This is a genomic window from Sphaerotilus sp. FB-3 (assembly GCF_023706025.1).
In the GTDB taxonomy this organism is placed as follows: Bacteria; Pseudomonadota; Gammaproteobacteria; order Burkholderiales; family Burkholderiaceae_C; genus Sphaerotilus; species Sphaerotilus sulfidivorans.
The window spans coordinates 1-21,704 of record NZ_BQWE01000046.1 but is presented as its reverse complement, the minus strand read 5'-3'; the positions used below and the strand labels follow the sequence as shown (position 1 = coordinate 21,704).

Annotated in this window: 20 protein-coding genes; 8 read left to right on the top strand and 12 right to left on the bottom strand. The window is 70.0% G+C overall.

What is annotated here, in order from left to right:
* From NFT33_RS15520 to NFT33_RS15500, 3 genes are all read right to left on the bottom strand, one after another.
* The coding region (locus NFT33_RS15520) for a calcium-binding protein (protein WP_309296159.1) at positions 1 to 2,260 on the bottom strand (2,260 nt) is incomplete at its 3' end.
* Between the two features lie 166 nt (positions 2,261 to 2,426).
* Positions 2,427 to 3,197, bottom strand: a complete 771-nt coding sequence (locus NFT33_RS15505) for a BPSS1780 family membrane protein (RefSeq protein WP_251676703.1) — start codon at positions 3,195 to 3,197, stop codon at positions 2,427 to 2,429.
* A gap of 28 nt (positions 3,198 to 3,225) precedes the next feature.
* Positions 3,226 to 4,197: a homoserine kinase gene (locus NFT33_RS15500; protein ID WP_251676701.1), complete on the bottom strand. Its 972-nt coding sequence runs from the start codon at positions 4,195 to 4,197 to the stop codon at positions 3,226 to 3,228.
* A gap of 103 nt (positions 4,198 to 4,300) precedes the next feature.
* Here NFT33_RS15500 and polA point away from each other — a divergent pair, with 103 nt between their 5' ends.
* From polA to NFT33_RS15485, 3 genes are all read left to right on the top strand, one after another.
* The gene (gene polA, locus NFT33_RS15495) at positions 4,301 to 7,141 is read left to right on the top strand and encodes a DNA polymerase I (RefSeq protein WP_251676699.1); all 2,841 of its coding nucleotides are present in this window, start codon (positions 4,301 to 4,303) and stop codon (positions 7,139 to 7,141) included.
* A gap of 514 nt (positions 7,142 to 7,655) precedes the next feature.
* Positions 7,656 to 7,964, top strand: coding sequence for an RNA recognition motif domain-containing protein (locus NFT33_RS15490; protein WP_149502644.1), 309 nt, complete (start codon positions 7,656 to 7,658; stop codon positions 7,962 to 7,964).
* On the top strand, positions 7,961 to 8,833 hold the full coding sequence (locus NFT33_RS15485) for a transglutaminase-like domain-containing protein (RefSeq protein WP_251676697.1): 873 nt from the start codon (positions 7,961 to 7,963) through the stop codon (positions 8,831 to 8,833). The genes NFT33_RS15490 and NFT33_RS15485 overlap by 4 nt, the downstream gene beginning before the upstream one ends.
* 20 nt (positions 8,834 to 8,853) lie before the next feature.
* Here NFT33_RS15485 and NFT33_RS15480 read toward each other — a convergent pair whose 3' ends face one another.
* The gene (locus NFT33_RS15480) at positions 8,854 to 9,627 is read right to left on the bottom strand and encodes a ParA family protein (protein WP_251676695.1); all 774 of its coding nucleotides are present in this window, start codon (positions 9,625 to 9,627) and stop codon (positions 8,854 to 8,856) included.
* Between the two features lie 228 nt (positions 9,628 to 9,855).
* On the opposite strand from NFT33_RS15480, the gene NFT33_RS15475 reads away from it, so the two are divergent.
* Complete coding sequence (locus NFT33_RS15475) at positions 9,856 to 10,356, top strand: hypothetical protein (protein ID WP_149502647.1); 501 nt, start codon at positions 9,856 to 9,858, stop codon at positions 10,354 to 10,356.
* A gap of 145 nt (positions 10,357 to 10,501) precedes the next feature.
* Entirely contained in the window at positions 10,502 to 10,891 is a 390-nt protein-coding gene (locus NFT33_RS15470; RefSeq protein WP_251676693.1) for a hypothetical protein, read from the top strand.
* Between the two features lie 46 nt (positions 10,892 to 10,937).
* Here NFT33_RS15470 and NFT33_RS15465 read toward each other — a convergent pair whose 3' ends face one another.
* The 8 genes from NFT33_RS15465 to ureA all read right to left on the bottom strand — a co-directional run bounded on the left by NFT33_RS15465 (position 10,938) and on the right by ureA (position 16,739).
* The gene (locus tag NFT33_RS15465) at positions 10,938 to 12,191 is read right to left on the bottom strand and encodes an MFS transporter (RefSeq protein ID WP_259373346.1); all 1,254 of its coding nucleotides are present in this window, start codon (positions 12,189 to 12,191) and stop codon (positions 10,938 to 10,940) included.
* Positions 12,188 to 12,922 carry an urease accessory protein UreF gene (locus NFT33_RS15460; RefSeq protein ID WP_251676691.1) on the bottom strand — a complete coding sequence of 245 codons (735 nt, stop codon included), beginning with the start codon at positions 12,920 to 12,922 and terminating at the stop codon, positions 12,188 to 12,190. Before NFT33_RS15460 ends, NFT33_RS15465 begins: the two co-directional genes overlap by 4 nt.
* A gap of 27 nt (positions 12,923 to 12,949) precedes the next feature.
* Entirely contained in the window at positions 12,950 to 13,591 is a 642-nt protein-coding gene (gene ureE / locus NFT33_RS15455) for an urease accessory protein UreE (RefSeq protein ID WP_251676689.1), read from the bottom strand.
* 67 nt (positions 13,592 to 13,658) lie between these two features.
* Positions 13,659 to 13,991 (bottom strand): hypothetical protein, encoded by a 333-nt coding sequence (locus tag NFT33_RS15450; protein ID WP_251676687.1) that lies wholly within the window; start codon positions 13,989 to 13,991, stop codon positions 13,659 to 13,661.
* A 109-nt stretch (positions 13,992 to 14,100) separates the two neighbouring features.
* Complete coding sequence (gene ureC / locus NFT33_RS15445; protein ID WP_251676685.1) at positions 14,101 to 15,840, bottom strand: urease subunit alpha; 1,740 nt, start codon at positions 15,838 to 15,840, stop codon at positions 14,101 to 14,103.
* 1 nt (position 15,841) lies between these two features.
* The gene (locus NFT33_RS15440; RefSeq protein ID WP_173804802.1) at positions 15,842 to 16,147 is read right to left on the bottom strand and encodes an urease subunit beta; all 306 of its coding nucleotides are present in this window, start codon (positions 16,145 to 16,147) and stop codon (positions 15,842 to 15,844) included.
* A 46-nt stretch (positions 16,148 to 16,193) separates the two neighbouring features.
* The gene (locus tag NFT33_RS15435; protein ID WP_251676683.1) at positions 16,194 to 16,373 is read right to left on the bottom strand and encodes a hypothetical protein; all 180 of its coding nucleotides are present in this window, start codon (positions 16,371 to 16,373) and stop codon (positions 16,194 to 16,196) included.
* Between the two features lie 63 nt (positions 16,374 to 16,436).
* The gene (ureA, locus tag NFT33_RS15430; RefSeq protein WP_149502656.1) at positions 16,437 to 16,739 is read right to left on the bottom strand and encodes an urease subunit gamma; all 303 of its coding nucleotides are present in this window, start codon (positions 16,737 to 16,739) and stop codon (positions 16,437 to 16,439) included.
* A gap of 80 nt (positions 16,740 to 16,819) precedes the next feature.
* Here ureA and NFT33_RS15425 point away from each other — a divergent pair, with 80 nt between their 5' ends.
* From NFT33_RS15425 to NFT33_RS15415, 3 genes are all read left to right on the top strand, one after another.
* Entirely contained in the window at positions 16,820 to 20,341 is a 3,522-nt protein-coding gene (locus NFT33_RS15425; protein ID WP_376744173.1) for an ATP-binding protein, read from the top strand.
* Complete coding sequence (locus NFT33_RS15420) at positions 20,325 to 21,284, top strand: response regulator transcription factor (RefSeq protein ID WP_251676681.1); 960 nt, start codon at positions 20,325 to 20,327, stop codon at positions 21,282 to 21,284. Before NFT33_RS15425 ends, NFT33_RS15420 begins: the two co-directional genes overlap by 17 nt.
* 140 nt (positions 21,285 to 21,424) lie before the next feature.
* The coding region (locus NFT33_RS15415; RefSeq protein ID WP_251676678.1) for a helix-turn-helix domain-containing protein at positions 21,425 to 21,704 on the top strand (280 nt) is incomplete at its 3' end.

Below are 21,704 nucleotides of genomic sequence, written 5' to 3'. Positions count from 1 at the left end.
CGCCGTCGAGCCAGTCGTTGCCGGCCAGCCCGTGGATCGTGTCGTTGCCGTCGACGCCGTAGATCGTGTTGGCCAGATCGTTGCCGGTGATGAGGTTGGCTTGCGCATTGCCGGTGCCCGTCAGCGCCGAGCCCGACAGCGTGAGGTTCTCGGTGTTGGTGCCGAGGGTCCAGCCGCTGACGCTGGCGACGACGGTGTCGGTGCCCGCGCCGGCTTGCTCGATGACCTGGTCGAGCAGGCTGTCGACGATGTAGGTGTCGCTGCCTTCGTAGCCGATCAGCGTGTCGTTGCCGGCGCTGCCGTTGAGGGTATCGGCCAAGTAGGAGCCGCGGATCAAGTCGCTGCTCGCGGTGCCGGTGAGGGCCAGGGTGCGCAGCTCGTCGGGGCCCCACTGGCTGCCGTCGGCGAAGCGCACGATCTGAGCGCCCGAGAGCCGGCCGCCCAGATCGGCGCCCTGCATCGGCACCCACGGATTGCGGTACATGTTCAGCGTGACCGAGTCGGTCGTGCCGCGCAGCGACAGCACGAGGTCGTTGCCGGAGAGCGTGACCGCGACATCGGCCTGGGTGATGCCGGCGCCGAACTGGAGCGTGTTGTTGCCGACCGCGGTGTCGGTGCGTGCACCGATCACGTCCTGACCGTCGCCGCGGTTGAAGACGAAGGTGCTCGCGCCGAGGCTGCGCAGGACATCGCTGCCGGTGCCGCCGGTGATCATGGCGTTGCCGTTGGCGGAGATCGTGTCGTTGCCCGCGCCGCCCAGGATCGTGTCGGCGCCTTCGAAACCGCCGTTGATGGAGTCGTTGCCGTCGCCGCCGAGAATGGAGTCGGCGTGGATCATGCTGCCGATGATCGTGTCGTTGCCTGCGCCGCCGTCGATCGTGTTGCTGCCGTAGCCGCCGTCGAGCCAGTCGTTGCCGGCCAGCCCGTGGATCGTGTCGTTGCCGTCGACGCCGTAGATCGTGTTGGCCAGATCGTTGCCGGTGATGAGGTTGGCTTGCGCATTGCCGGTGCCGGTCAGCGCCGAGCCCGACAGCGTGAGGTTCTCGATGTTGGTGCCGAGGGTCCAGCCGCTGACGCTGGCGACGACGGTGTCGGTGCCCGCGCCGGCTTGCTCGATGACCTGGTCGAGCAGGCTGTCGACGATGTAGGTGTCGCTGCCTTCGTAGCCGATCAGCGTGTCTGCGCCAAGTCCGCCTGACAGGGTGTCGCTGCCAATCGTGCCCCGGATCGAATCGTTGCCGGCGGTGCCGGCGAAGACGATCGCCTTGAGGTCGTCGAGCGTCCACTTGCTGCCATCGGCGAAGCGGACGATCTGGGCGCCGGTCATGCGCGTGCCCAGGATCGGACCCGTCAATGCTGATGCGGCATAGAACTGTCGCAGCGTGACGGAGTCGGTCGTGCCGCGCAGCGACAGCACCAGATCGCTGCCGGAAACGCGCACGTCGATGTCGGACTTGGTGATGCCTGTACCGAACTGCAGCGTGTTGTTGCCGAAAGCGGTATCGGGCCGCTGGCCGAGCGTGTCCTGGCCGTCACCTCGGTTGAAGAACGCTGTCATCGAGCCCGAGCCGTACAGGAAGTCGTTGCCGGTGCCGCCGGTCATCTGCACGCCGTCGCCATAGGCTTGCAGCGTGTCGTTGCCCGCGCCGCCCCACAGCGTGTCACGGCCTGACAGGGCGTGAATCCAGTCGTTGCCGTTGCCACCGATCAGGAGGTCGGTGTGGCTTGGATCGCCACTGCCGGTCAGCGAGTCATTGCCGTCGCCGCCGTCGAGCGTGCTGTTGCCCAGGCCGCCGTCGAGCGTGTCGTCACCGGCCAGCCCCAACAGGCTGTCGTTACCCAGGCCTCCGCGCAGCAGATCGTTGCCATTGCCTCCATCAAGCGTGTCGTTGCCCAGGCCGCCGTCGAGCATGTCGTTGCCATCGCCGCCAGACAGCCGGTTGGCGCCGTCGTTGCCGACGATCTGGTTGGCCAGTGAATTGCCGGTGCCGTTCAGCGCTGCGGAGCCCGTCAGTGTCAGGTGCTCAAGATTCAGGCCGAGCGTCCAGCTGACACTGCTCTGTACCCGGTCGATGCCTTCGCCGAAGTATTCGACGATCCGGTCTCCTGCGTTGTCGATGACGTAGACATCGTTGCCGGTTCCTCCGTAGAGAAGATCCGTGCCTGTGCCACCGTCCAGCCAGTCATCGCCGCTCAGGCCGCTCAGGGTGTCATTGCCGCCCAGTCCGAGCAGCGTGTCTGCGCCGCTGCTGCCCGCCATGATGTCCGACAGAGACGTACCCGATCGACTGATAGCCATTCTCTTTCCCCTGAGCCTGAAAAATTGAAAACGGCGTGATTCTGTAGGTTCACGCCGTGATCATGGGGAGGTGGCTGACCCCGTGTTCAGGGGGGGTGTCTTGTGGACGATGAGGCTCTTTCTCGAATCAGTCCTCGAACTCGATGCACCCGTCCACGCTGGCCTGCATCGACACATGGAAGCCTGCGGAGAACAGCAGCACCGCCGGCAGCACCAGCACCATGCCGATCGCGCCCAGGCCAAGCAGGCCCACCAGCGCGCCCAGCAGCGCCGACATCATCAGGTCGGCGCCCAGCCAGGCCAGGCCGTAGACCACGAAGGCGCCGATGTTGCGCGTCGAGGCGGTGATGCTGACGAACAGCGCCTTGGCCGCGCCGGCGCCGGTGCGCAGGGCCACCGCCGGCGCATGCCAGAAGGCCAGCAGCAGCGGCAGCAGCAGGGCGGCGCGCAGCATCATGCCCTGCTGCAGCGTGGCGACCGCCTCGATCATCGTGCCGTCGCTGCCCTGGCCGGAACGGAAGGCTTCCCAGGCGGCGGCCATGTCCGGATCGATCAGGTCGCCGATCTCCAGCAGCAGCCAGGCCAGCAGTGCCTTGGCTGCACCGAGCTGCAGCAGCACCTTGCGTGCCGGGCTGCGCAGCGGGGCGAGCAGGTTGGCCGGGGAGGGCGTGCCGCCGTCCTGCATCAGCCGGCCGACCTGGTACCAGCCGGCGCCCAGCGCCGGCAGCAGCAGCGCCACCAGCAGCGGCCCGACCCAGGGCAGGCCCAGCAGCAGCGACAGCAGCAGCATCACCATCGCGAACAGGCCGGACAGCGCCATCGGTGCGGCACGCAGCCGGGTCAGGCCGGTCATCATCCAGCGCAGGCCGTCGCGCGGGGAGGTCTGGCGCAGCTTCATCTTGCTCGGGATTCCGTCGTGCGCCGCTTCAGCCGCGCATCCAGTGCCACGGGTTGGCCACGCGTTCGCGCAGCACCCGCTCGAAGTGGGTCGGGTCGTGCGGCTTGAGCATCGAGGCCTCGCGCGGCAGGTGGAAGTCCCACAGCCGCGAGGTCCAGAAGCGCAGCGCGCCGGCGCGCATCATCGCCGGCAGCAGGCGCAGCTCGTCGGCGCTCAGGGGGCATTCGGCGTCGTAGGCGGCGACCATCGCGCTGGCGCGGTCCTCGTCGAGGCGGCCGGTGGGCAGGTCGATGCACCAGTCGTTCAGGCACACCGCCAGATCGAACAGCCAGGTGTCGACGCCGGCGAAGTAGAAGTCGAAGAAGCCGGTGAGCTTCTCGTGGCCGGGCAGGCCGTCGAACATCACGTTGTCGCGGAACAGGTCGGCGTGCACCGGGCCGCGCGGCAGCGCCTGGTAGCCGGCGGTCTCGGCCAGATGGCGCTGGAAGGCCAGCTCGTCCTCGATGAGCCGGCGCGCGCTCTCGTCCATGTGCGGCACCACCACCGGCACCGTCTCGATCCACCAGGCCAGGCCGCGCAGGTTGGGCTGCTGGCGCGGGTAGTCACGCCCGGCCAGGTGCATGCGCGCCAGCATCTGGCCGACCTGGCGGCAGTGCCAGACCGAGGGCGCGAGCTGGTGGCCGCCGGAGAGCTTGTCCACCAGCGCCGCGGGCTTGCCGCAGACGGTGTGCAGGATCTCGCCGCTGGCGTCGGCCTGCGGATCGGGCACCGGGATGCCGCGCCCGGCCAGGTGCTTCATCAGGTGCAGGTAGAAGGGCAGCTGCTCGTGCGTCAGGCGCTCGAACAGCGTCAGCACCCACTCGCCGCGCTCGGTGGTCACGAAATAGTTGGTGTTCTCGATGCCCGAGGCGATGCCGCGCAGCGCGGTGACGGGCCCGAGGCCCAGACGGTCGACGAGCGCCTGGGCGTCGGCGAGGGAGACTTCGGTGAAGACGGCCATCGGAGAACAGTGCAGCGAGCAGCGGAGGAGCGGGCGAAACGCGGATTGTAGGCGGGGCCGTCCGTGAGCCGCGTCACGCCGGGCGATCGCCGACAATTCCGCCATGAACGATGCCCCCGCCTGCGCCGACCGCCCGACGATGCTGCTGATCGACGGCTCGAGCTACCTCTACCGCGCCTACCACGCCATGGCCGACCTGCGCGGCCCCGACGGCGAGCCCACCGGCGCGATCCACGGCTTCGTGGCGATGCTGCGCCGCATCGCCAAGGACATCCCCAGCGAGCACGCGGTCTGCGTCTTCGACGCCAAGGGCCCGACCTTCCGCGACGAGATCTATCCCGAGTACAAGGCGCACCGCGCGCCGATGCCCGACGACCTGCGCGCGCAGGTCGCGCCGATCCACGAGGTGGTGCGGCTGCTGGGCTGGCCGGTGCTGGAGGTGCCCGGCATCGAGGCCGACGACGCCATCGGCACGCTGGCGCGGGTGGCCGCGGCCAGCGGCCACCGGGTGGTCATCTCCACCGGCGACAAGGACCTGGCGCAGCTGGTCACCCCGGAGGTCACGCTGGTCAACACGATGACGAACGAGACGCTCGACGAGGCCGGCGTGCTGGCCAAGTTCGGCGTGCGCCCCGAGCGCATCATCGACTACCTGACCCTGATCGGCGACGCGGTCGACAACGTGCCCGGCGTGGCCAAGGTCGGGCCGAAGACGGCCGTGAAGTGGCTGCAGGAGCATGGCTCGCTCGAGGGCGTGATGGCCGCGGCCGCCACGATCAAGGGCGTGACCGGCGAGAACCTGCGCCAGGCGCTGGGCTGGCTGCCCACCGGGCGCGAGCTGATCACGGTGCGCACCGACTGCGACCTGTCGGCGCAGGTGGCGGGCTGGCCGCTTCTCGACGCGCTGGCGCTCCGGCCGGTGGACCGCGCCGGCCTGCTGGACTTCCTGGTGCGCCACGGCTTCCGCACCTGGCGCACCGAGATCGAGCGCGAGATCGCCGCCGAGGCGGCCGCGCAGGCGCCGACTGCCGCGCCGGCCGCGCCCCTGGGCCCGCGTGCCGGCGAGACCGGCGACCTGTTCGCCTTCGACGATGCGCCCACTGAGGCGCCCGCCCCCGATGCGGCGGTCGCCGCGCCGCAGCACGAGACGGTGCTGACCCGCGAGGCCCTCGCTGTCTGGCTGGACAGGGTGCGCGCGGCCGAGCTGGTCGCGCTCGACACCGAGACCGATTCGCTCGATCCGATGCGCGCACGCGTGGTCGGCATCAGCCTGTCGGTGCAGCCGCGCGAGGCCGCCTACATTCCGCTGGCGCATGACGGCCCCGACGCGCCCGAGCAGCTGCCGCTCGACGAGGTGCTGGCGCTGCTGCGGCCGTGGCTGGAGGATGCCGGTGCGGCCAAGGTCGGCCAGAACGTCAAGTACGACACCCATGTCTTCGCCAACCACGGCATCGCGGTGCGCGGCTGGCAGCACGACACCATGCTGCAGAGCTATGTGCTGGAGGCGCACCGGCCGCACTCGCTCGAGAGCCTGGCGCAGCGCCACCTCGGCCGCAGCGGCCTGAGCTACGAGGACCTGTGCGGCAAGGGCGTCAAGCAGATCCCGTTCTCGCAGGTGGCGGTCGATCTGGCCACCCGCTACTCGGGCGAGGACAGCGAGATGACGCTGGAGGTGCACCGCACGCTGTGGCCGCAGCTGGTCGAGCCCGGCGCCGAAGGCCTGCGCGCGATCTACGAGACGCTGGAGATGCCGGTGTCGGCGCTCCTGGCGCGCATCGAGCGCCACGGCGTGTGCATCGACGCTGCGGTGCTGGAGGCGCAGAGCCGCGAGCTGGCCGCGCGCCTGGTCGAGCTGGAGACGAAGGCGCACGAGATCGCCGGCCAGCCCTTCAACCTCGGCAGCCCCAAGCAGCTCGGCGAGATCCTGTTCGGCAAGCTCGGCCTGCCGGTGAAGAAGAAGACCGCCAGCGGCGCGCCCAGCACCGACGAGGAGGTGCTGCAGGAGCTGGCGGCCGACTATCCGCTGCCGGCGGTGCTGCTGGAGTACCGTGCGCTGGCCAAGCTGCGCAGCACCTACACCGACAAGCTGCCGCAGATGGTCAATCCCGACACCGGCCGGGTCCACACCAACTACGCGCAGGCGGTGGCGGTGACCGGCCGGCTGGCCAGCAACGAGCCCAATCTGCAGAACATCCCGGTGCGCACGCCCGAGGGTCGGCGGGTGCGCGAGGCCTTCGTGGCGCCGCCGGGCCATGTGCTGGTCAGCGCCGACTACTCGCAGATCGAGCTGCGCATCATGGCGCACCTGTCGGACGATCCGGCGCTGCTGCAGGCCTTCGCCGAGGGGCTGGACGTGCACCGCGCCACCGCGGCGGAGGTCTTCGGCGTGCCGCTGGCCGAGGTCACACCTGAGCAGCGCCGCTACGCCAAGACCATCAACTTCGGCCTGATCTACGGCATGGGCGCCTTCGGCCTGGCGCAGAGCTTAGGCATCGAGCCCAAGGCCGCACGCGACTACATCGAGCGCTACTTCGCCCGCTATCCCGGCGTGCGCCGCTTCATGGACGAGACGCGCGCGCAGGCGGCCGAGCGTGGCCATGTCGAGACGCTGTTCGGCCGGCGCATCCATCTGGTCGACATCCGCGGCGGCAGCGGCCCGCGCCGCGCAGCCGCCGAGCGCCAGGCGATCAACGCGCCGATGCAGGGCACCGCCTCCGACTTGATCAAGCGCGCGATGCTGGCGGTGCAGGACGCGATCGACACCCAGGGCCGCGCCACCCGCATCGTCATGCAGGTGCACGACGAACTGGTGCTGGAGGTGCCCGAGGCCGAGCTGGACTGGGTGCGCGCCGAGGTGCCCGCGCGCATGGCCGGCGTGGCCGCGCTGAAGGTGCCGCTGCTGGCCGAGGTGGGCGTCGGGCGCAACTGGGACGAGGCGCACTGAGCCGCATTGCAAATGCGGGCGAGAAACCCCGACGCATTTGCAAGAAGCGTGCTACGATGAAAGACCGACGATCGGGACAAACTCCTGATCGTTCAGAGATCTCAGTTGGTCTCTCCTTCCGCCAGAAAGCAGATTGCCGCGGTGATCTCCACGTTCTGGCAGCCCCTGGAACGCACAGCCAGCAACCCTGTGCTCCAGCCGCCGGACAGCGAGTTCAACGTCCGCACGAAGTGCATCCCCTGCCTTCGACCTTCTGATCGCCGCTGCCCAGACCCGACCTCTCGCAGCGGCTCGCGAAAGCTTCGTATCCCCGTCTCGTTCCGATCGGCAGCGTGTACCGCACCTGCCAGCCCGCCTCTGTCCAGCCGTCTGCACGACGCCCGCGCCGTCCCGCCCATGCGCCATGCCCTGCAGCGCATCCTTTCCCGTACCGGCACGAGCTGGGGTCTTGCCCCGCTCGCCGCCTCCAGCGCAGCTTCCTGCGCTTCCTCTTCTTCCCGAATCAGGTAACACCATGACCAGCAAGCTCTACGTCGGCAATCTGTCCTACTCCATCAGCAATGCCGACCTGCACGAACAGTTCTCCCGTCACGGCGATGTGCGCACCGCCACCGTCATGACCGACCGCGACAGCGGCCGCTCCAAGGGCTTCGGCTTTGTCGAGATGGACTCCGAATCGGCTGCGCAGGCGGCCATCAGCGCGCTGAACGGCAAGTCGGTCGACGGTCGCGCGCTCACCGTCAACATCGCCCGTCCCCGCGAGGAGCGCCCGTCCGGCTTTGGCGGCGGCCGGAGCTTCGGCGGCTACAGCAGCCGGACGTGATACGGATCGGCTTCTCGATCGACCTGGGCTACGAGGTGGCCGCACCGGGTGCGGACTTCATCTTCAACGTCCAGGCCGCACGCACGCACCAGCAGCGGGTGATCGAGGAGCGACTGGCGATCAGCCAGCGCGTGGGGCTGCATCTGCACACCGACGAGATCAGCCGCACGCGACATGTCCGGCTCACCGCGCACCCGGGCGTGCTGATGCTGCACTCGGATGCGATCGTCGAGGTGGCTCACCATGTCGAGACACCGCAGGTGCTGACCGAGATGCCGGTCGCCCGACTGCCGGCCCACGTCCTGCCGTTCCTGTACCCGAGCCGCTACTGCGAGTCGGATCAGCTCCAGGCCTTGGCCAACGCCGAATTCGGCGCCCTGCCTCGGGGCTGCCTGCGCGTGATGGCGATCCGGGACTGGGTGCGCCAGCGCATCGGGTTTCGCAGCGGCGCCTCCGACAGCAGCACCTCGGCTCTGGCGACGCTGAACAATGGCGCCGGGGTCTGCCGCGACTTCGCGCATGTGATGATCGCGCTGTGCCGGGCTCTGAACCTGCCCGCACGCTTCATCACCGGGTTCGACTTCGGCGCCGATCCTGCGCTGGGGCCCCCTGATTTCCACGCCTATGTGGAGGTCTACCTCTCCGGGCGCTGGTATCTGTTCGACCCGTCCGGCACGGCGATCCCGATGGGGCTGCTGCGGCTGGCGTGCGGGCGTGATGCGGCCGATGCCGCCTTCGCGACCCTCTTCGGCGCGGTGATCTGCCACCCGCCGGTCATCAGCGTGCATCTGGTCTCCGGTCATGTCGGCACACGGATGCACCCGGCCCATGCCCTGAACGCGATCTCGACCGACAGCGGCGCGGGCTGAGGCCGAGGCGCCGCGGCAACTCACACGCCCGGCTCCAGCCGCGCGTGCAGCGCGACGAACTCCTGCGTCAGCCTGTGCTTCGGGTCGAGGTGGATCATCGGCAGCGACTGCTCGTGCGATTCCTTCACTCGCACCGTCGATGACAGGTAGGGCTCGAGCACCGGCAGGCCCTCGGCCACCAGCTCGCCGACGATCTTGCGTGGCAGCGTCGCGCGCGGCTGGAACTGGTTGACGATGATGCCCTCGACCGCCAGGCCGCGGTTGTGGTCGGCCTGCAGCTCGCGCACGTTCTCCAGCAGCGCGTAGAGCGCGCGGCGCGAGAAGTCGTCGCAGTCGAACGGGATCAGGCAGCGCTCCGAGGCGATCAGCGCCGAGCGGGTGTAGAAGTTCAGCGCCGGCGGCGTGTCGATGTAGATGCGGTCGTAGCGCCCGGCCAGCTCGTCGAGCGCGTCGCGCAGCTTGTAGATCTTGTAGCGCGACTCCAGCTTGCCCTGCAGCTCCTCCAGCGCCGGGCTGGAGGGCATCAGATGCAGATGCTCGAAGGGCGTGGGCACGACGAAGCCCTCGGCACCTTTCGGGTTCACCGTGAAGCGCAGCGTCTGGTCGAAGAAGGCCGCCAGATCCGGCTGGGGCGCATCCGCTGCGGCGCCGAGCAGGTAGCGGGTGCTGTTGCCCTGTGCATCGAGATCGAGCAGCAGCGTGCGCAGCCCGCGGCTGGCGCTGATCGCGGCCAGGTTGCAGGCGATCGTCGACTTGCCGACGCCACCCTTCTGATTGAACACGACACGACGCATGAGGCTGGGCTCCCGAGCTGGACGGCCCCGATTGTGCCAAGCCGCCCGACTCCGGGGGGAAAAGGATGCTGCGTCGCAACAGGCACTGATTTCCGGCCATCCCGTGCCTGAGGGGGCAACGGCCGGATCAGATCCGGACTGGCGGGTATCACTTCCAGAATGCAGCGGTCGCCCTGAAATGACAATCATCCAACAAGAGAAAACCTGCCTCGTGGGGGAGGCTGATCGATGGCTGTTCCGCAAGTGATCCTGCGCTTCTCCGGCTACTGGAGCGAGTTCAACAGCGGCCTGATGCCGCGCCGTCCGGGGCTGTTCTGCGTCTACCGTGCGCGCTTCGATGACCTCGACAAGTCGACGACCATGCTGGAGCTGCTGCATGTGGGCGCGTCGAGCAATGTCAACCAGTGCGTGACCGGCTCGCGGGACCTGGCGCGCTGGCGCAGCCGCCTGGCGCCGGGCGAGGCGCTGTCCTTCAGCTACAGCCCGGTCGCCGAGGACGATCTGGCCGCCTGCGAGGCGGCGATGCTGCTGCGCCACCGCCCGTCGATGAGCCCGGCGCTGCCCGAGCGCTTCGCCTTCGGCGGGCTGGCGCTGCGCCTGGATGGGCGCACGCCGCTGCTCGACCGCGAGTTCACGGTCGGTCATGCGGTGGTCAAGGGCTATTCGGGGCGCGGCTCGACCTGGCTGCGGCGCGGCATCGATTTCCTGCGCACCACGGTCAACGGCTGAGCGCGCCGCGCCTGCGCTCGGCTTTTGCAAGCTGTTTCGTTTCAAGCGGTCGTGAATGGCGCGTCTGAAATGAAAATGGTCGTAAAGAAATGCGCGATCGAACCAGGTCGCGCAAGAATTCTTCTCCCGACCTGCTCTTGCTTGCATGACCGATCTTCCTGTCGATGAGCTGCTGACTCGCCTGCGTGCCGCTCTGGGCCGCGAATTTGGCGAGATCCGCTTCTGGGGCTTTGCGGTGGTGCGGCCGAGCGATCGCCGCTGGCGCCTCGAGTCGGTCGAGCGCGAAGGCAGCACGCTGCTGCTGGGGCTGCGCGACATGGCCGGCCCGCCGCTGCCGGCGCTGCTGTCGCTGGATCGGCCGATCGGCCTGACGGTGTCCGCGCACGGGCTGACCTTCGAGCGGGCGGTCCGCCTCGGCTTCGACGGCCATGAGGCCTGGCCGGATGCGGATGGCCGCCACTACGGCCTGGCCACCCCGCGTGGCACCGGCCGCTTCGAGATCCAGGGCCTGCCGGCGCTGACGCTGCAGGCCTGAGGCGGATCTTGGCGGGTTCGCGTCCGAAGAAGAGCACGTCCTGAACTCAGCCCTGACCGGCATGCAGCCGGTCGCGCTGCCACAGCGCCGGAAAGAGCCGGGTCCACAGTCCGGCCACCAGCAGCACGCCCACGCCGCCCAGCAGCACCGAGCCCACCGGCCCGAGCAGCGCCGCGGTGGCGCCCGACTCGAATTCGCCGAGCTGGTTGCTCGCGCCGATGAAGACCGAGTTGACCGCGCTGACCCGGCCGCGCATCGCGTCGGGCGTCTCCAGCTGCACCAGCGTCTGGCGGATCACCACGCTGACCATGTCCGCAGCCCCCGAGACCGCCAGCGCGATCAGCGACAGCCAGAACGAGGCCGACAGCGCGAACACCAGCATCGCCACGCCGAACACCGCCACCGCGCCGATCAGCGTGCGCCCGACCCGGCGCTCGAGCGGATGCTGGGCCAGCCAGACCGACAGCAGCAGCGCGCCCACGGCAGGCGCGGCCCGCAGCAGGCCCAGGCCCCACGGACCGACATGCAGGATGTCCTTGGCGAACATCGGCAGCAGCGCGGTCGCACCGCCCAGCAGCACCGCGAACAGGTCCAGCGAGATCGCGCCCAGCATCACCGGCTGGCCGCGCAGGAATCCGATGCCGGCCAGCACGCTGCGCCAGCTTGCCGGCTCCTTCGGCGCGGGCGGGCGGTCGTAGCGCACTGCGGCGGCCAGCATGCAGCCGATCAGCAGCAGCGCCGCGCCGCAGGCGTGCACGGTGGCGGCGCCCTGCACATAGAGCAGGCCGCCCAGGGCCGGCCCGCCGATGATCGCCACCTGCATGCCGCTCGAGCCGAAGGCCACCGCCTGCGCCAGCAGCGGCGCCGGCACCAGCAGCGCCGGCAGCGCCTGCGAGGCCGGCATCTGGAAGGCCTTGCCGATGCCCAGCAGCGCCGAGACCGCCAGGATCAGCGTGCGGTCCATCCAGCCGCCGTGCGTGCCGGCGGCCAGCAGTAGCGCCGCCAGCGCCTGCAGCGCGGTGGCGGCCATCATCACGCGGCCGCGGTGATGGCGGTCGGCGATGTGGCCGGCCGGCAGCGTCAGCAGCAGCGCCGGCAGGAACTGGACCAGTCCGACCAGGCCCAGGTCCCAGGCGCTGCCGGTCAGGTCGTACATCTGCCAGCCTAGCGCGACCATCATCATCTGCGAGGCCATCTGGGTCAGCACCCGGGTCAGCCAGTAGCAGGCGTAGGCGGGGCGCGACAGCAGCGCACGCACGCCGCCGGATGTCGCGGCGGTGCGCTCGGTCTTCAGGCTCATGAGCGGAACAGCCGTGAATACTGCGTCTCGTGCCGGGCCGACAGGATGGCCAGCATCGGCGCGTGGGCCTGGCGCTCGGCGTCCGGCAGCGAGATCGCCTGATCGACCGCCTGCGGCATCGTCGCGATCAGCGTGGCGAGCATGCGCTGGCCGGCGCTCTGGCCGAGCGGCACCGCCTTGATCGCGGCCTGGACCATGTTCTCGGTCCAGCCGAAGGCATGCGAGAGCAGCGCCTCGCGCAGCGGCGCGCCGGTGCGGTGCACCGCCAGCGCGAAGGCCACCGGCCAGGTCGGCGCGGGCCGCAGCGCCGCCAGCTGCGCGATGCGGCCGTCGGGCTCGCTGCCGTCGGCCATGGCGGCGGTGTCCACCGTGCGCAGCCACTCGACCAGGGAGCGGCCCATCTGCTCGGTCTGCAGCCGCAGCTCCATCGTCTCGCGGGTCAGCCGCACCCAGTCGTTGAGTTCGGCGATGCGCGCCGTGTCGCCGCGCGACCAGGCACGGTGCGCACCGGCCACCACCGCCAGGTCGGCGCGCGCCAGCGTCAGGTGCAGCTGGTCGACGATCCAGGCGCCGGCGGTGGCCTCGTCATGGACGCGGCCGGTGTCGACCGCCGCCTCCAGCCCTTCGGAATAGCTGAAGCCGCCCACCGGCAGCGCCGGCGAGGCCAGCCACATCAGCTGCAGCAGCGCGGTCGCCGTCAGCGGCGCCGGCCGGGAGATCACCTTCGGCATCGGGAATCAGGGCTCGGTGATCAGGGTTCAGTGGTCGTGGCCGCAGCCGGGGCCGTGCACATGCGGCGCGGCCTCGGAACGCACCGCGATGCCGATCGGGCGGCCGCGCGCCGAGGCGCTCGGCGCGGGTGCCGGTGCGTGCGAGTGGCTGTGATCATGACCGTGATCGTGATCGTGCGAATGGTCGTGCGCATGTTCATGCGCGTGGCCGTGGCCGGCTGCATAGGCACCGCCCTCGGGCTCGAAGGCGGCCTGCGTCTCGGCGACGATCAGGTGCATCTGGCGCAGCATGTCGGCCAGCACATGATCCGGTTCGAGCTTGAGGTGATCGGGCTGCAGCTCGAGCTGCACATGGCGGTTGCCGAGGTGATAGGCCGCACGCAGCAGGTCGAAGGGCGTGCCGTGCGCGCTGCAGATGCGCACCTCCAGCACCGGCTGCGCCGCGGCGATGACCTTGATCATCGAGCCGTCCTCGGCCACCAGCACATCGCCGCCACGCACCAGCGTGCCGCGCGGCAGGAAGACGCCGAGGTGGCGGCCGCCGCTGTCGGTGGCATCGAAGCGGCTTTTCTGGCGCACGTCCCAGTCGAGCTCGACGGTCGTCGCACGGTTCAGCAGCACGCGGGCCAGGCCGCGGCCCTGGGGCAGGAGTTTGTTGACGGTCAGCATGATCGGCGCATTGTGCTGCAAGTCACATGCCTGCGCGATGCGCCGGGCGGGCGTTCTGGGGGCCGCGTCAGCCTCGCAGGCGCAGCATCAGTCGCTGGTGCCAGGGGCGCTCGCACCAGGCGGCCAGCGCACGCTCGGCGAACTGCTCGCCGTCGGAGGTCAGCCGGTAGTAGTGCAGGCCCTCGAAGCCGTCCGGGTTGTCGAACTCCTCGACCAGACCATAGGCGTCGAGCGAGCGGAAGGACCACTGCAGTCCCATGCCGTCAAGAATGCAGGTGCACTTGTCGGCGTCCATCACGACGATGACATGGCCGCGCCGCAGCGCCGCCAGCGTGTCGACGAACTCGCCGAGGTGGACCACGGCGGGCGACGGAGTGCGGGGGTGGGGAAGGGCGGCCATGCTTCGAACGATAGCGAAGCTGACGCCAGTCTGACGACGGAATAGTGAGGATCTTTGCCGCCGATGGGGGCTTTCAGCGGCAGGGATCCTCCCGGCTAAGAACAGGAAGTCAGAACAGGAAGTAGCGCTGCGCCATCGGCAGGCTGGTGGCCGGCTCGCAGGTCAGCAGCAGGCCGTCGGCGCGCACCGAGTAGGTCTGCGCGTCGATCTCCATCACCGGCGTGTAGCCGTTGTGGACCATGTCCGCCTTCTGCACGGTGCGGCAGCCCTTGACCGTGGCGGTCTGCTTGCGCAGGCCCAGCCGCTCGGGCACGCCGCCGGCCTGCGCGGCCTGCGACAGGAAGGTGAGCGAGGTGCGCGCGAGCGCGCCGCCGAAGCTGCCGAACATCGGCCGGTAGTGCACCGGCTGCGGCGTCGGGATCGAGGCGTTCGGGTCGCCCATCGCCGCCATCGCGATGAAGCCGCCCTTGAGCACCAGGCTGGGCTTGACGCCGAAGAAGGCCGGGCGCCAGAACACCAGATCGGCCCACTTGCCGACCTCGACCGAGCCGACCTCGTGGCTGATGCCGTGCGTGATCGCCGGGTTGATGGTCAGCTTGGCCAGGTAGCGCTTGACGCGGGCGTTGTCGTGGCGATCGGTGTCGCCGGGCAGCTTGCCGCGCTGCGTCTTCATCTTGTGCGCGGTCTGCCAGCAGCGCAGGATGACCTCGCCGACCCGGCCCATCGCCTGCGAGTCCGACGAGAACATGCTGATCGCGCCCAGGTCATGCAGGATGTCCTCGGCGGCGATGGTCTCGCGGCGGATGCGCGATTCGGCGAAGGCCAGGTCCTCGGCGAGCGACGCGTCGAGGTGGTGGCACACCATCAGCATGTCCAGGTGCTCGTCCAGCGTGTTGACGGTGTACGGGCGCGTGGGGTTGGTCGACGAGGGCAGCACATTGGCCTCGCCCACCACCTTCATGATGTCGGGCGCGTGGCCGCCGCCGGCGCCTTCGGTGTGGAAGCTGTGGATGGTGCGGCCCTTGAAGGCGGCGACCGTGTCCTCGACGAAGCCCGACTCGTTCAGCGTGTCGGTGTGGATCGCGACCTGGATGTCGGTCTCCTCGGCCACGCTCAGGCAGTTGTCGATCGCCGCCGGCGTCGTGCCCCAGTCCTCGTGCAGCTTCAGGCCGATCGCGCCCGCTTCGGCCTGCTGGCGCAGGGCTTCCGGGCGGCTGGCGTTGCCCTTGCCGAGAAAGCCGATGTTCATCGCGAAGGCGTCGGCCGCCTGCAGCATGCGCGCGAGGTTCTCGGGCCCCGGCGTGCAGGTGGTGGCAAACGTCCCGGTGGCCGGGCCGGTGCCGCCGCCGATCATCGTGGTCACGCCCGAGGTCAGCGCCTCCTCGATCTGCTGCGGGCAGATCCAGTGGATGTGGGTGTCGATGCCGCCTGCGGTGACGATCAGGCCCTCGCCTGCGATCACCTCGGTGCCGGGGCCGATGACGATGTCGACGCCGGGCTGCACGTCCGGGTTGCCGGCCTTGCCGATCGCGGCGATGCGCGAGCCCCGCAGGCCGATGTCGGCCTTGACGATGCCCCAGTGGTCGAGGATCAGCGCGTTGGTGATGACGCAGTCGACCGCGGCATCGGCGCCGGGCCCGTTCGGGCGCTGGCTCTGGCCCATGCCGTCGCGGATGGTCTTGCCGCCGCCGAACTTGACCTCCTCGCCGTAGCCGCCGGCGCGCAGGGTCAGGTCCTGCTCGACCTCGATGATCAGGTCGGTGTCGGCCAGGCGCAGGCGGTCGCCCACCGTCGGGCCGAACATCTCGGCATAGGCGCGGCGGGGGAAGGTGGCTTTCGATGTCGTCATGTCAGAGCGCTCCCTGCACCAGGCCGCGGAAGCCCCAGACCTGCCGGTCGCCGGCGAAATCGCACAGCTCGACGGTGCGCTGCTGGCCCGGCTCGAAGCGCACCGCCAGTCCGCTGGCGATGTTCAGCCGCATGCCGTGCGCGGCCGCGCGGTCGAAGCGCAGGCCGGCGTTGGTCTCGGCGAAGTGGTAGTGCGAGCCGACCTGGATCGGCCGGTCGCTGGCGTTCTCGACCACCAGCGTCAGCGTGCGCCGGCCGGGGTTGAGCAGGTGCTCGCCTGCGTCGGTGAAGAGTTCTCCGGGAATCATGCGGCGTCTCCGTGGGTGATGGCCGATCGACGGTGCTCGGCCCGGATCACTTGCGGCGGTTGAACCACAGCAGCGCGACGATGCCTGCGGCGAGCAGATAGCCGATCACGTCGGTCGAGTGCCAGTGCGCGCTGCCAGGCAGGCCGTGGCCCTCGTGGGCAAGCGCAGGCAGCGCGGCGCCAAGATTCAGCAGCGCGGCGGACAGCAGGGAGGCGGTCTTCTTCATGGTCGGGAGCAGGGCAGGGGGAAGGAATCATCGATGCGCCACACTGGTGCGCACCGACCTGGTTCATGCAATCGGTTGGTGCACGGTCACCAGCTTGGTGCCGTCGGGGAAGGTGGCCTCGACCTGGATCTCGGGGATCATCTCGGCGATGCCCTCCATCACGTCGGCGCGTGAGAGCACGGTCTTGCCCTCGCTCATCAGCTCGGCGACCGACTTGCCGTCGCGCGCGCCTTCCATGATCGCGGCGGTGATCAGCGCGACCGCCTCCGGGTAGTTGAGCTTCAGGCCGCGGGCCTTGCGGCGCTCGGCCAGCAGCGCGGCGGTGAAGATCAGCAGCTTGTCCTTCTCGCGAGGGGTGAGTTCCATGGTGCAGGTGCGGACGTGACTTCGGCCGGTCTGACAGGCGGCAGACCGGGCTGGTGCGTTTCTTGAGTGCTTCCGCCCCCATGAGCGCGGTCGGAAACACATCGGCAACAGGCCTGCAGGCAGAAATCGGGCCAGCCTGCGGGGCGGGCGGCGCGAGCGTGGCCGGCGAGCCGGTGCAGCGCGTCATCAAGATCCGCCGCGACTACAACGACTGGGTCGCCAGCGAGACGCTGGAGGACTATGCGCTGCGCTTCGCGCCGCGCAGCAGTCGGCGCTGGAGCATCGGCCGGGTGGCGGTGACCTCGCTGGGCGGCGCAGGTGCCTTCCTGGTGCTGGAGGCGGTGGGTGCGACGCTGCTGGTGCAGCACGGCTTCGTCAATGCCGCGCTGGCCATCCTGGCCACCGGGCTGATCATCTTCCTGGCGGGTCTGCCGATCAGCGTCTACGCCGCGCGCCACGGCGTCGACATGGACCTGCTGACCCGCGGCGCGGGCTTCGGCTACATCGGCTCGACGCTGACCTCGCTGATCTACGCCAGCTTCACCTTCATCTTCTTCGCGCTCGAGGCGGCGGTGATGGCCTATGCGCTGGAGCTGGCCTTCGACATTCCGCCGGCCTGGGGCTATCTGATCTGTGCGGCGGTGGTGCTGCCGCTGGTCACGCACGGGGTGACGGTGATCAGCCGGCTGCAGGTCTGGACCCAGCCGCTGTGGGCGCTGATGCTGGTGCTGCCCTATGCCTTCGTGCTGCACGAGAACCCGGGCGTGATCGATGCGCTGATGGCCTACGGCGGCGAGTCCGACCTGACCGGCTTCAGTCCGCAGGCCTTCGGCGCGGCGATGACGGTGGGCATCGCGCTGTTCACGCAGATGGGCGAGCAGGCCGACTACCTGCGCTTCATGCCCGAGCGCACGCGCGAGAACCGGCTGCGCTGGTGGGCCGGCGTGGTCACCGGCGGCCCCGGCTGGGTGGTGTTCGGCGTGCTGAAGATGCTGGGCGGCGCGCTGCTGGCCTCGCTGGCGATCGGCCACATGGTGCCGATCGAGCGCGCGGTCGACCCGAACCAGATGTATCTGGCCGCCTACGAGTATGTCTTCCCGCACTACGGCTGGGCGGTCGCGGCCACCGCGGTCTTCGTGGTGATCTCGCAGCTGAAGATCAATGTCACCAACGCCTATGCCGGCTCGCTGGCCTGGTCGAACTTCTTCTCGCGCATCACGCACAGCCATCCGGGGCGGGTGGTCTGGGTGGTGTTCAACACCGGCATCGCGCTGATGCTGATGGAGATGGAGGTCTTCCAGGCGCTCGGCGGCGTGCTGAGCCTGTACTCCAACATCGCCATCAGCTGGATGATGGCGGTGGTGGCCGATCTGGTCATCAACAAGCCGCTGGGCCTGAGCCCGAAGGGCATCGAGTTCCGCCGCGCGCATCTCTACGACATCAATCCGGTCGGCGTCGGCGCGATGGGCGCGGCCTCGCTGGTGTCGGTGGCGGCCTATCTGGGCGTCTTCGGGGCGATGGCGCAGGCCTGGTCGGCGCCGATCGCGCTGGTGACGGCGCTGCTCGTCTCTCCGCTGCTGGCCTGGGCCACGCGCGGGCGCTTCTACCTGGCGCCCCGGGTGGACGACGGCGGCGACACCTACCGCCGCTATGCCGCGCCGCAGCGCTGCACCGTCTGCGAGCGCGAGTACGAGGGCGAGGACATGACGCACTGCCCTGCCTACCGCGGCGCGATCTGCTCGCTGTGCTGCACGCTCGACGTGCGCTGCCATGACCTGTGCAAGCTGCCGCAGGCGCATCTGTCGGTGCAGTGGGCCGGGGCGCTGCGCCGGCTGCTGCCGCGCCCGGTCTGGCCCTATCTGGAGCGCGGTCTCGGCCACTATCTGCTGATGATGGCGGTGCTGCTGCCGCTGCTGGCGCTGCTGGCCGGCATGCGCCGCGAGCTGGTGCTGCCGACGCTGGCGCTGGTGTCGGGCGTGATCGCCTGGTGGCTGGTGCTGGCGCACAAGAGCCGCCAGGTGGCGCAGGAGGAAGCCAACCGCCAGACCCAGGCGCTGCACGAGCAGACGCTGGCGCTGCGCCGCGAGATCGAGTCGCACCGCCAGACCGATCTGGCGCTGCAGCAGGCCAAGCAGGTGGCCGAGTCGGCCAACCTCGCCAAGAGCCGCTACATCACCACGATCAGCCATGAGCTGCGCACGCCGCTGAACTCCATCCTCGGCTATGCCCAGCTGCTCGAAGAGGACGAGACGATGCCGCCGCAGCGCCGCCAGGCCGTCAGCGTCATCCGTCGCGGCGGCGACCACCTGCTGTCGCTGATCGAGGGCACGCTGGACCTGGCGCGCATCGAGAGCGGCCGGCTGCGCCTGGATGTTCGCCCGATGCGCTTCGCCGAGACGCTGGGCGAGATCACCCGGCTGCTGGAGCTGCAGGCCGCCGCCAAGGGCCTGGTCTTCCGCAGCGAGATCGCCGGCGCGCCGGCCTGCGTGCGCGCCGACGACAAGCGGCTGCGCCAGATCCTGATCAACATCGTCGGCAACGCGATCAAGTTCACCCGCGAGGGCGAGGTGGTGCTGCGGCTGCAGTACGCACGCGAGATCGCCCGCTTCGAGGTCGTCGACACCGGCCCGGGCATGACGGCCGAGGAGATGGCGCGCATCTTCGAGCCCTTCGAGCGCGGCTCGGCGGCCGCTGGCGGCAGCGTCAGCGGCGGCGCCGGTCTGGGGCTGACGATCAGCCGCATGCTCGCCGACCTGATGGGCGGCGAGCTGACGGTCGACAGCCAGCCCGGCCGCGGCACCACCTTCCGGCTGCGGCTGTTCCTGCCGGAGGTGCACGACGGCGCGGCCGGCCGGCCGGCGCCGGTGCGCCGGCGCATCGGGGTGGCCGGCCGGCCGCGCTGCATCTGGGTGGTCGACAACGAGGAGGTCGACCGCGGCCTGATCGTCAGCCTGCTGCAACCGCTGGGCTTCACGATCCGCCAGGCCGCCAGCGGCGAGGAATGCCTGCGCGCGCTGCAGGAGGCGGGCGGCGCCCTGCCCGACGCGATCTTCATGGACCTGGCCATGCCCGGCATCGACGGCTGGGAGACGCTGCGCCGCATCCGCGTCCAGGGCCTGCTGCCGGCGGGCACGCCAGCGGCGATCGTCTCGGCCAACGCCTTCGACAAGGGCCTGGACAACGATGTGGGCATCGAGCCGGGCGACTTCCTGGTCAAGCCGGTGCGGGTCAGCGAGCTGCTCGACTGGCTGGGCCGGCGCCTGGCGCTGCAGTGGATCGAGGCCGAGGCGCCTGCCGCGGAACCGGTCCTGCACGCGCCGGGCGCGTCGGCCCGGCCGCAGGCGCCGGAGGTGCCGCTGCGCATCGACCCGGAGCGGCTGCGCGCGCTGCGGGATGCGATCGGCATCGGACATGTGCGCGGCGTGATGCGCGAGCTCGACCGCATCGAGGCCGCGCAGCCCGAATGCGCCGGGCTGGTCGGGCGGCTGCGCGCGCTGGCGCGCCAGTTCCAGCTCGACGCGATGAACGGACTGCTGCGCAGGACGCTGGATGAGGACGACCCACGCGATGGCCATGACGACACCGATGAACGCTCCCGCTGACCGCCGCGCCGATGTGGTGCTGATCGTCGACGACGTGCCCGACAACCTCGCGGTGCTGCACGACACGCTCGACGAGTCGGGCTACACCGTGCTGGTGGCCACCGACGGCCCCAGCGCGCTCGAGCGTGCGCTGCGCGCCCAGCCCGACGTGATCCTGCTCGACGCGATGATGCCGGGCATGGACGGCTTCGAGGTCGCGCGCCGGCTCAAGGCCGAGGCGCGCACCGCCGCGATTCCGATCATCTTCATGACCGGCCTGACCGAGACCGAGCATGTGGTGGCCGCCTTCGCCGCCGGCGGCACCGACTATGTGACCAAGCCGATCCGCGCCCGCGAGGTGATCGCGCGCATCACCGCGCACTCGCTGGCCGCGCGCGAGCAGCAGCAGGCGCGCAACGCGCTCGACGCCTTCGGCCACGCCACGCTGATGGTGCGCATGCACGACGGGCGCATCGTCTGGCAGACCTCGCTGGCGCGGCAGATGCTGGAGCAGCATTTCGCCTCCGAGGGCCGGCGCGCGCCGGTGGCGGTGCTGGCCTGGCTGCAGCGCGAGACGGCACGGCTGGTCGGGCTGGAGGAGGGGCCGGTGCCGGGCTCGCCCTCGCTGGTGGTCGATGCGGCGGCCAGCGGGCGGCGGCTGCGCTTCACGCTGCACGAGGCTTCCGGCGACGGCCAGTGGCTGCTGGTGCTGCGCGAGGCCGATGATGCGGCCGCGCTGGAGGCGCTGTCGCTGGCCTTCGGCCTGACCCCGCGCGAGGCCGAGGTGCTCTACTGGGTCGCCCGGGGCAAGACCAACCGCGACATCGGCGACATCCTGGGCAGCAGCCCGGCCACCGTCAAGAAGCACCTCGAGCATGTCTACGAGAAGCTCGGCGTGGAGACCCGAACCGCCGCCGCATCGCTGGCACTGGCCCGTTCGCCGATGCGGCCGCATGGGCCGTAGTGAGGCGGCGTCACCAGAAAGCGCGAGAAGCCCCGTCCTTCAGGGCGGGGATGCAGAGCGCAGGCTCGCGCAGCGAGCCATTGGCTTGGTGGTCGAGTTTCCTGTGGCATGGTTGACTGTTTTTATATACAGTATCAATCATGCCCATTCGAGCCTTCCGCTTCCAGCTGCGCCCCACACCCGGCACCGCGCACACCCTGCGCCGGTTCGCCGGGTCGTGCCGCTGGGTGTGGAACCGGGCCATCGGCGAGCAGCAGCGACTGCGGGCCGCTGGCGAGAAGTTCGCGGGCTTTGCTGCGATGTGCCGCTGGCTGACCGTGTGGCGCAACGACCCGGACACGGCGTGGCTGGCCGAAACCCCCGTGCAGGCGCAGCAGCAGACCCTGAAGCGACTGGAGGCGAGCTACCGGCGCTTCTTCG

Bases quoted from the DNA above. Each gene is read 5' to 3' on its own strand.
- NFT33_RS15505 (WP_251676703.1), bottom strand. From the start codon at position 3,197: ATGAAGCTGCGCCAGACCTCCCCGCGCGACGGCCTGCGCTGGATGATG.
- NFT33_RS15500 (WP_251676701.1), bottom strand. From the start codon at position 4,197: ATGGCCGTCTTCACCGAAGTCTCCCTCGCCGACGCCCAGGCGCTCGTC.
- polA (WP_251676699.1), top strand. From the start codon at position 4,301: ATGAACGATGCCCCCGCCTGCGCCGACCGCCCGACGATGCTGCTGATC.
- NFT33_RS15490 (WP_149502644.1), top strand. From the start codon at position 7,656: ATGACCAGCAAGCTCTACGTCGGCAATCTGTCCTACTCCATCAGCAAT.
- NFT33_RS15480 (WP_251676695.1), bottom strand. From the start codon at position 9,627: ATGCGTCGTGTCGTGTTCAATCAGAAGGGTGGCGTCGGCAAGTCGACG.
- NFT33_RS15475 (WP_149502647.1), top strand. From the start codon at position 9,856: ATGGCTGTTCCGCAAGTGATCCTGCGCTTCTCCGGCTACTGGAGCGAG.
- NFT33_RS15470 (WP_251676693.1), top strand. From the start codon at position 10,502: ATGACCGATCTTCCTGTCGATGAGCTGCTGACTCGCCTGCGTGCCGCT.
- NFT33_RS15465 (WP_259373346.1), bottom strand. From the start codon at position 12,191: ATGAGCCTGAAGACCGAGCGCACCGCCGCGACATCCGGCGGCGTGCGT.
- NFT33_RS15460 (WP_251676691.1), bottom strand. From the start codon at position 12,922: ATGCCGAAGGTGATCTCCCGGCCGGCGCCGCTGACGGCGACCGCGCTG.
- ureE (WP_251676689.1), bottom strand. From the start codon at position 13,591: ATGCTGACCGTCAACAAACTCCTGCCCCAGGGCCGCGGCCTGGCCCGC.
- NFT33_RS15450 (WP_251676687.1), bottom strand. From the start codon at position 13,991: ATGGCCGCCCTTCCCCACCCCCGCACTCCGTCGCCCGCCGTGGTCCAC.
- ureC (WP_251676685.1), bottom strand. From the start codon at position 15,840: ATGACGACATCGAAAGCCACCTTCCCCCGCCGCGCCTATGCCGAGATG.
- NFT33_RS15440 (WP_173804802.1), bottom strand. From the start codon at position 16,147: ATGATTCCCGGAGAACTCTTCACCGACGCAGGCGAGCACCTGCTCAAC.
- NFT33_RS15435 (WP_251676683.1), bottom strand. From the start codon at position 16,373: ATGAAGAAGACCGCCTCCCTGCTGTCCGCCGCGCTGCTGAATCTTGGC.
- ureA (WP_149502656.1), bottom strand. From the start codon at position 16,739: ATGGAACTCACCCCTCGCGAGAAGGACAAGCTGCTGATCTTCACCGCC.
- NFT33_RS15425 (WP_376744173.1), top strand. From the start codon at position 16,820: ATGAGCGCGGTCGGAAACACATCGGCAACAGGCCTGCAGGCAGAAATC.
- NFT33_RS15420 (WP_251676681.1), top strand. From the start codon at position 20,325: ATGAACGCTCCCGCTGACCGCCGCGCCGATGTGGTGCTGATCGTCGAC.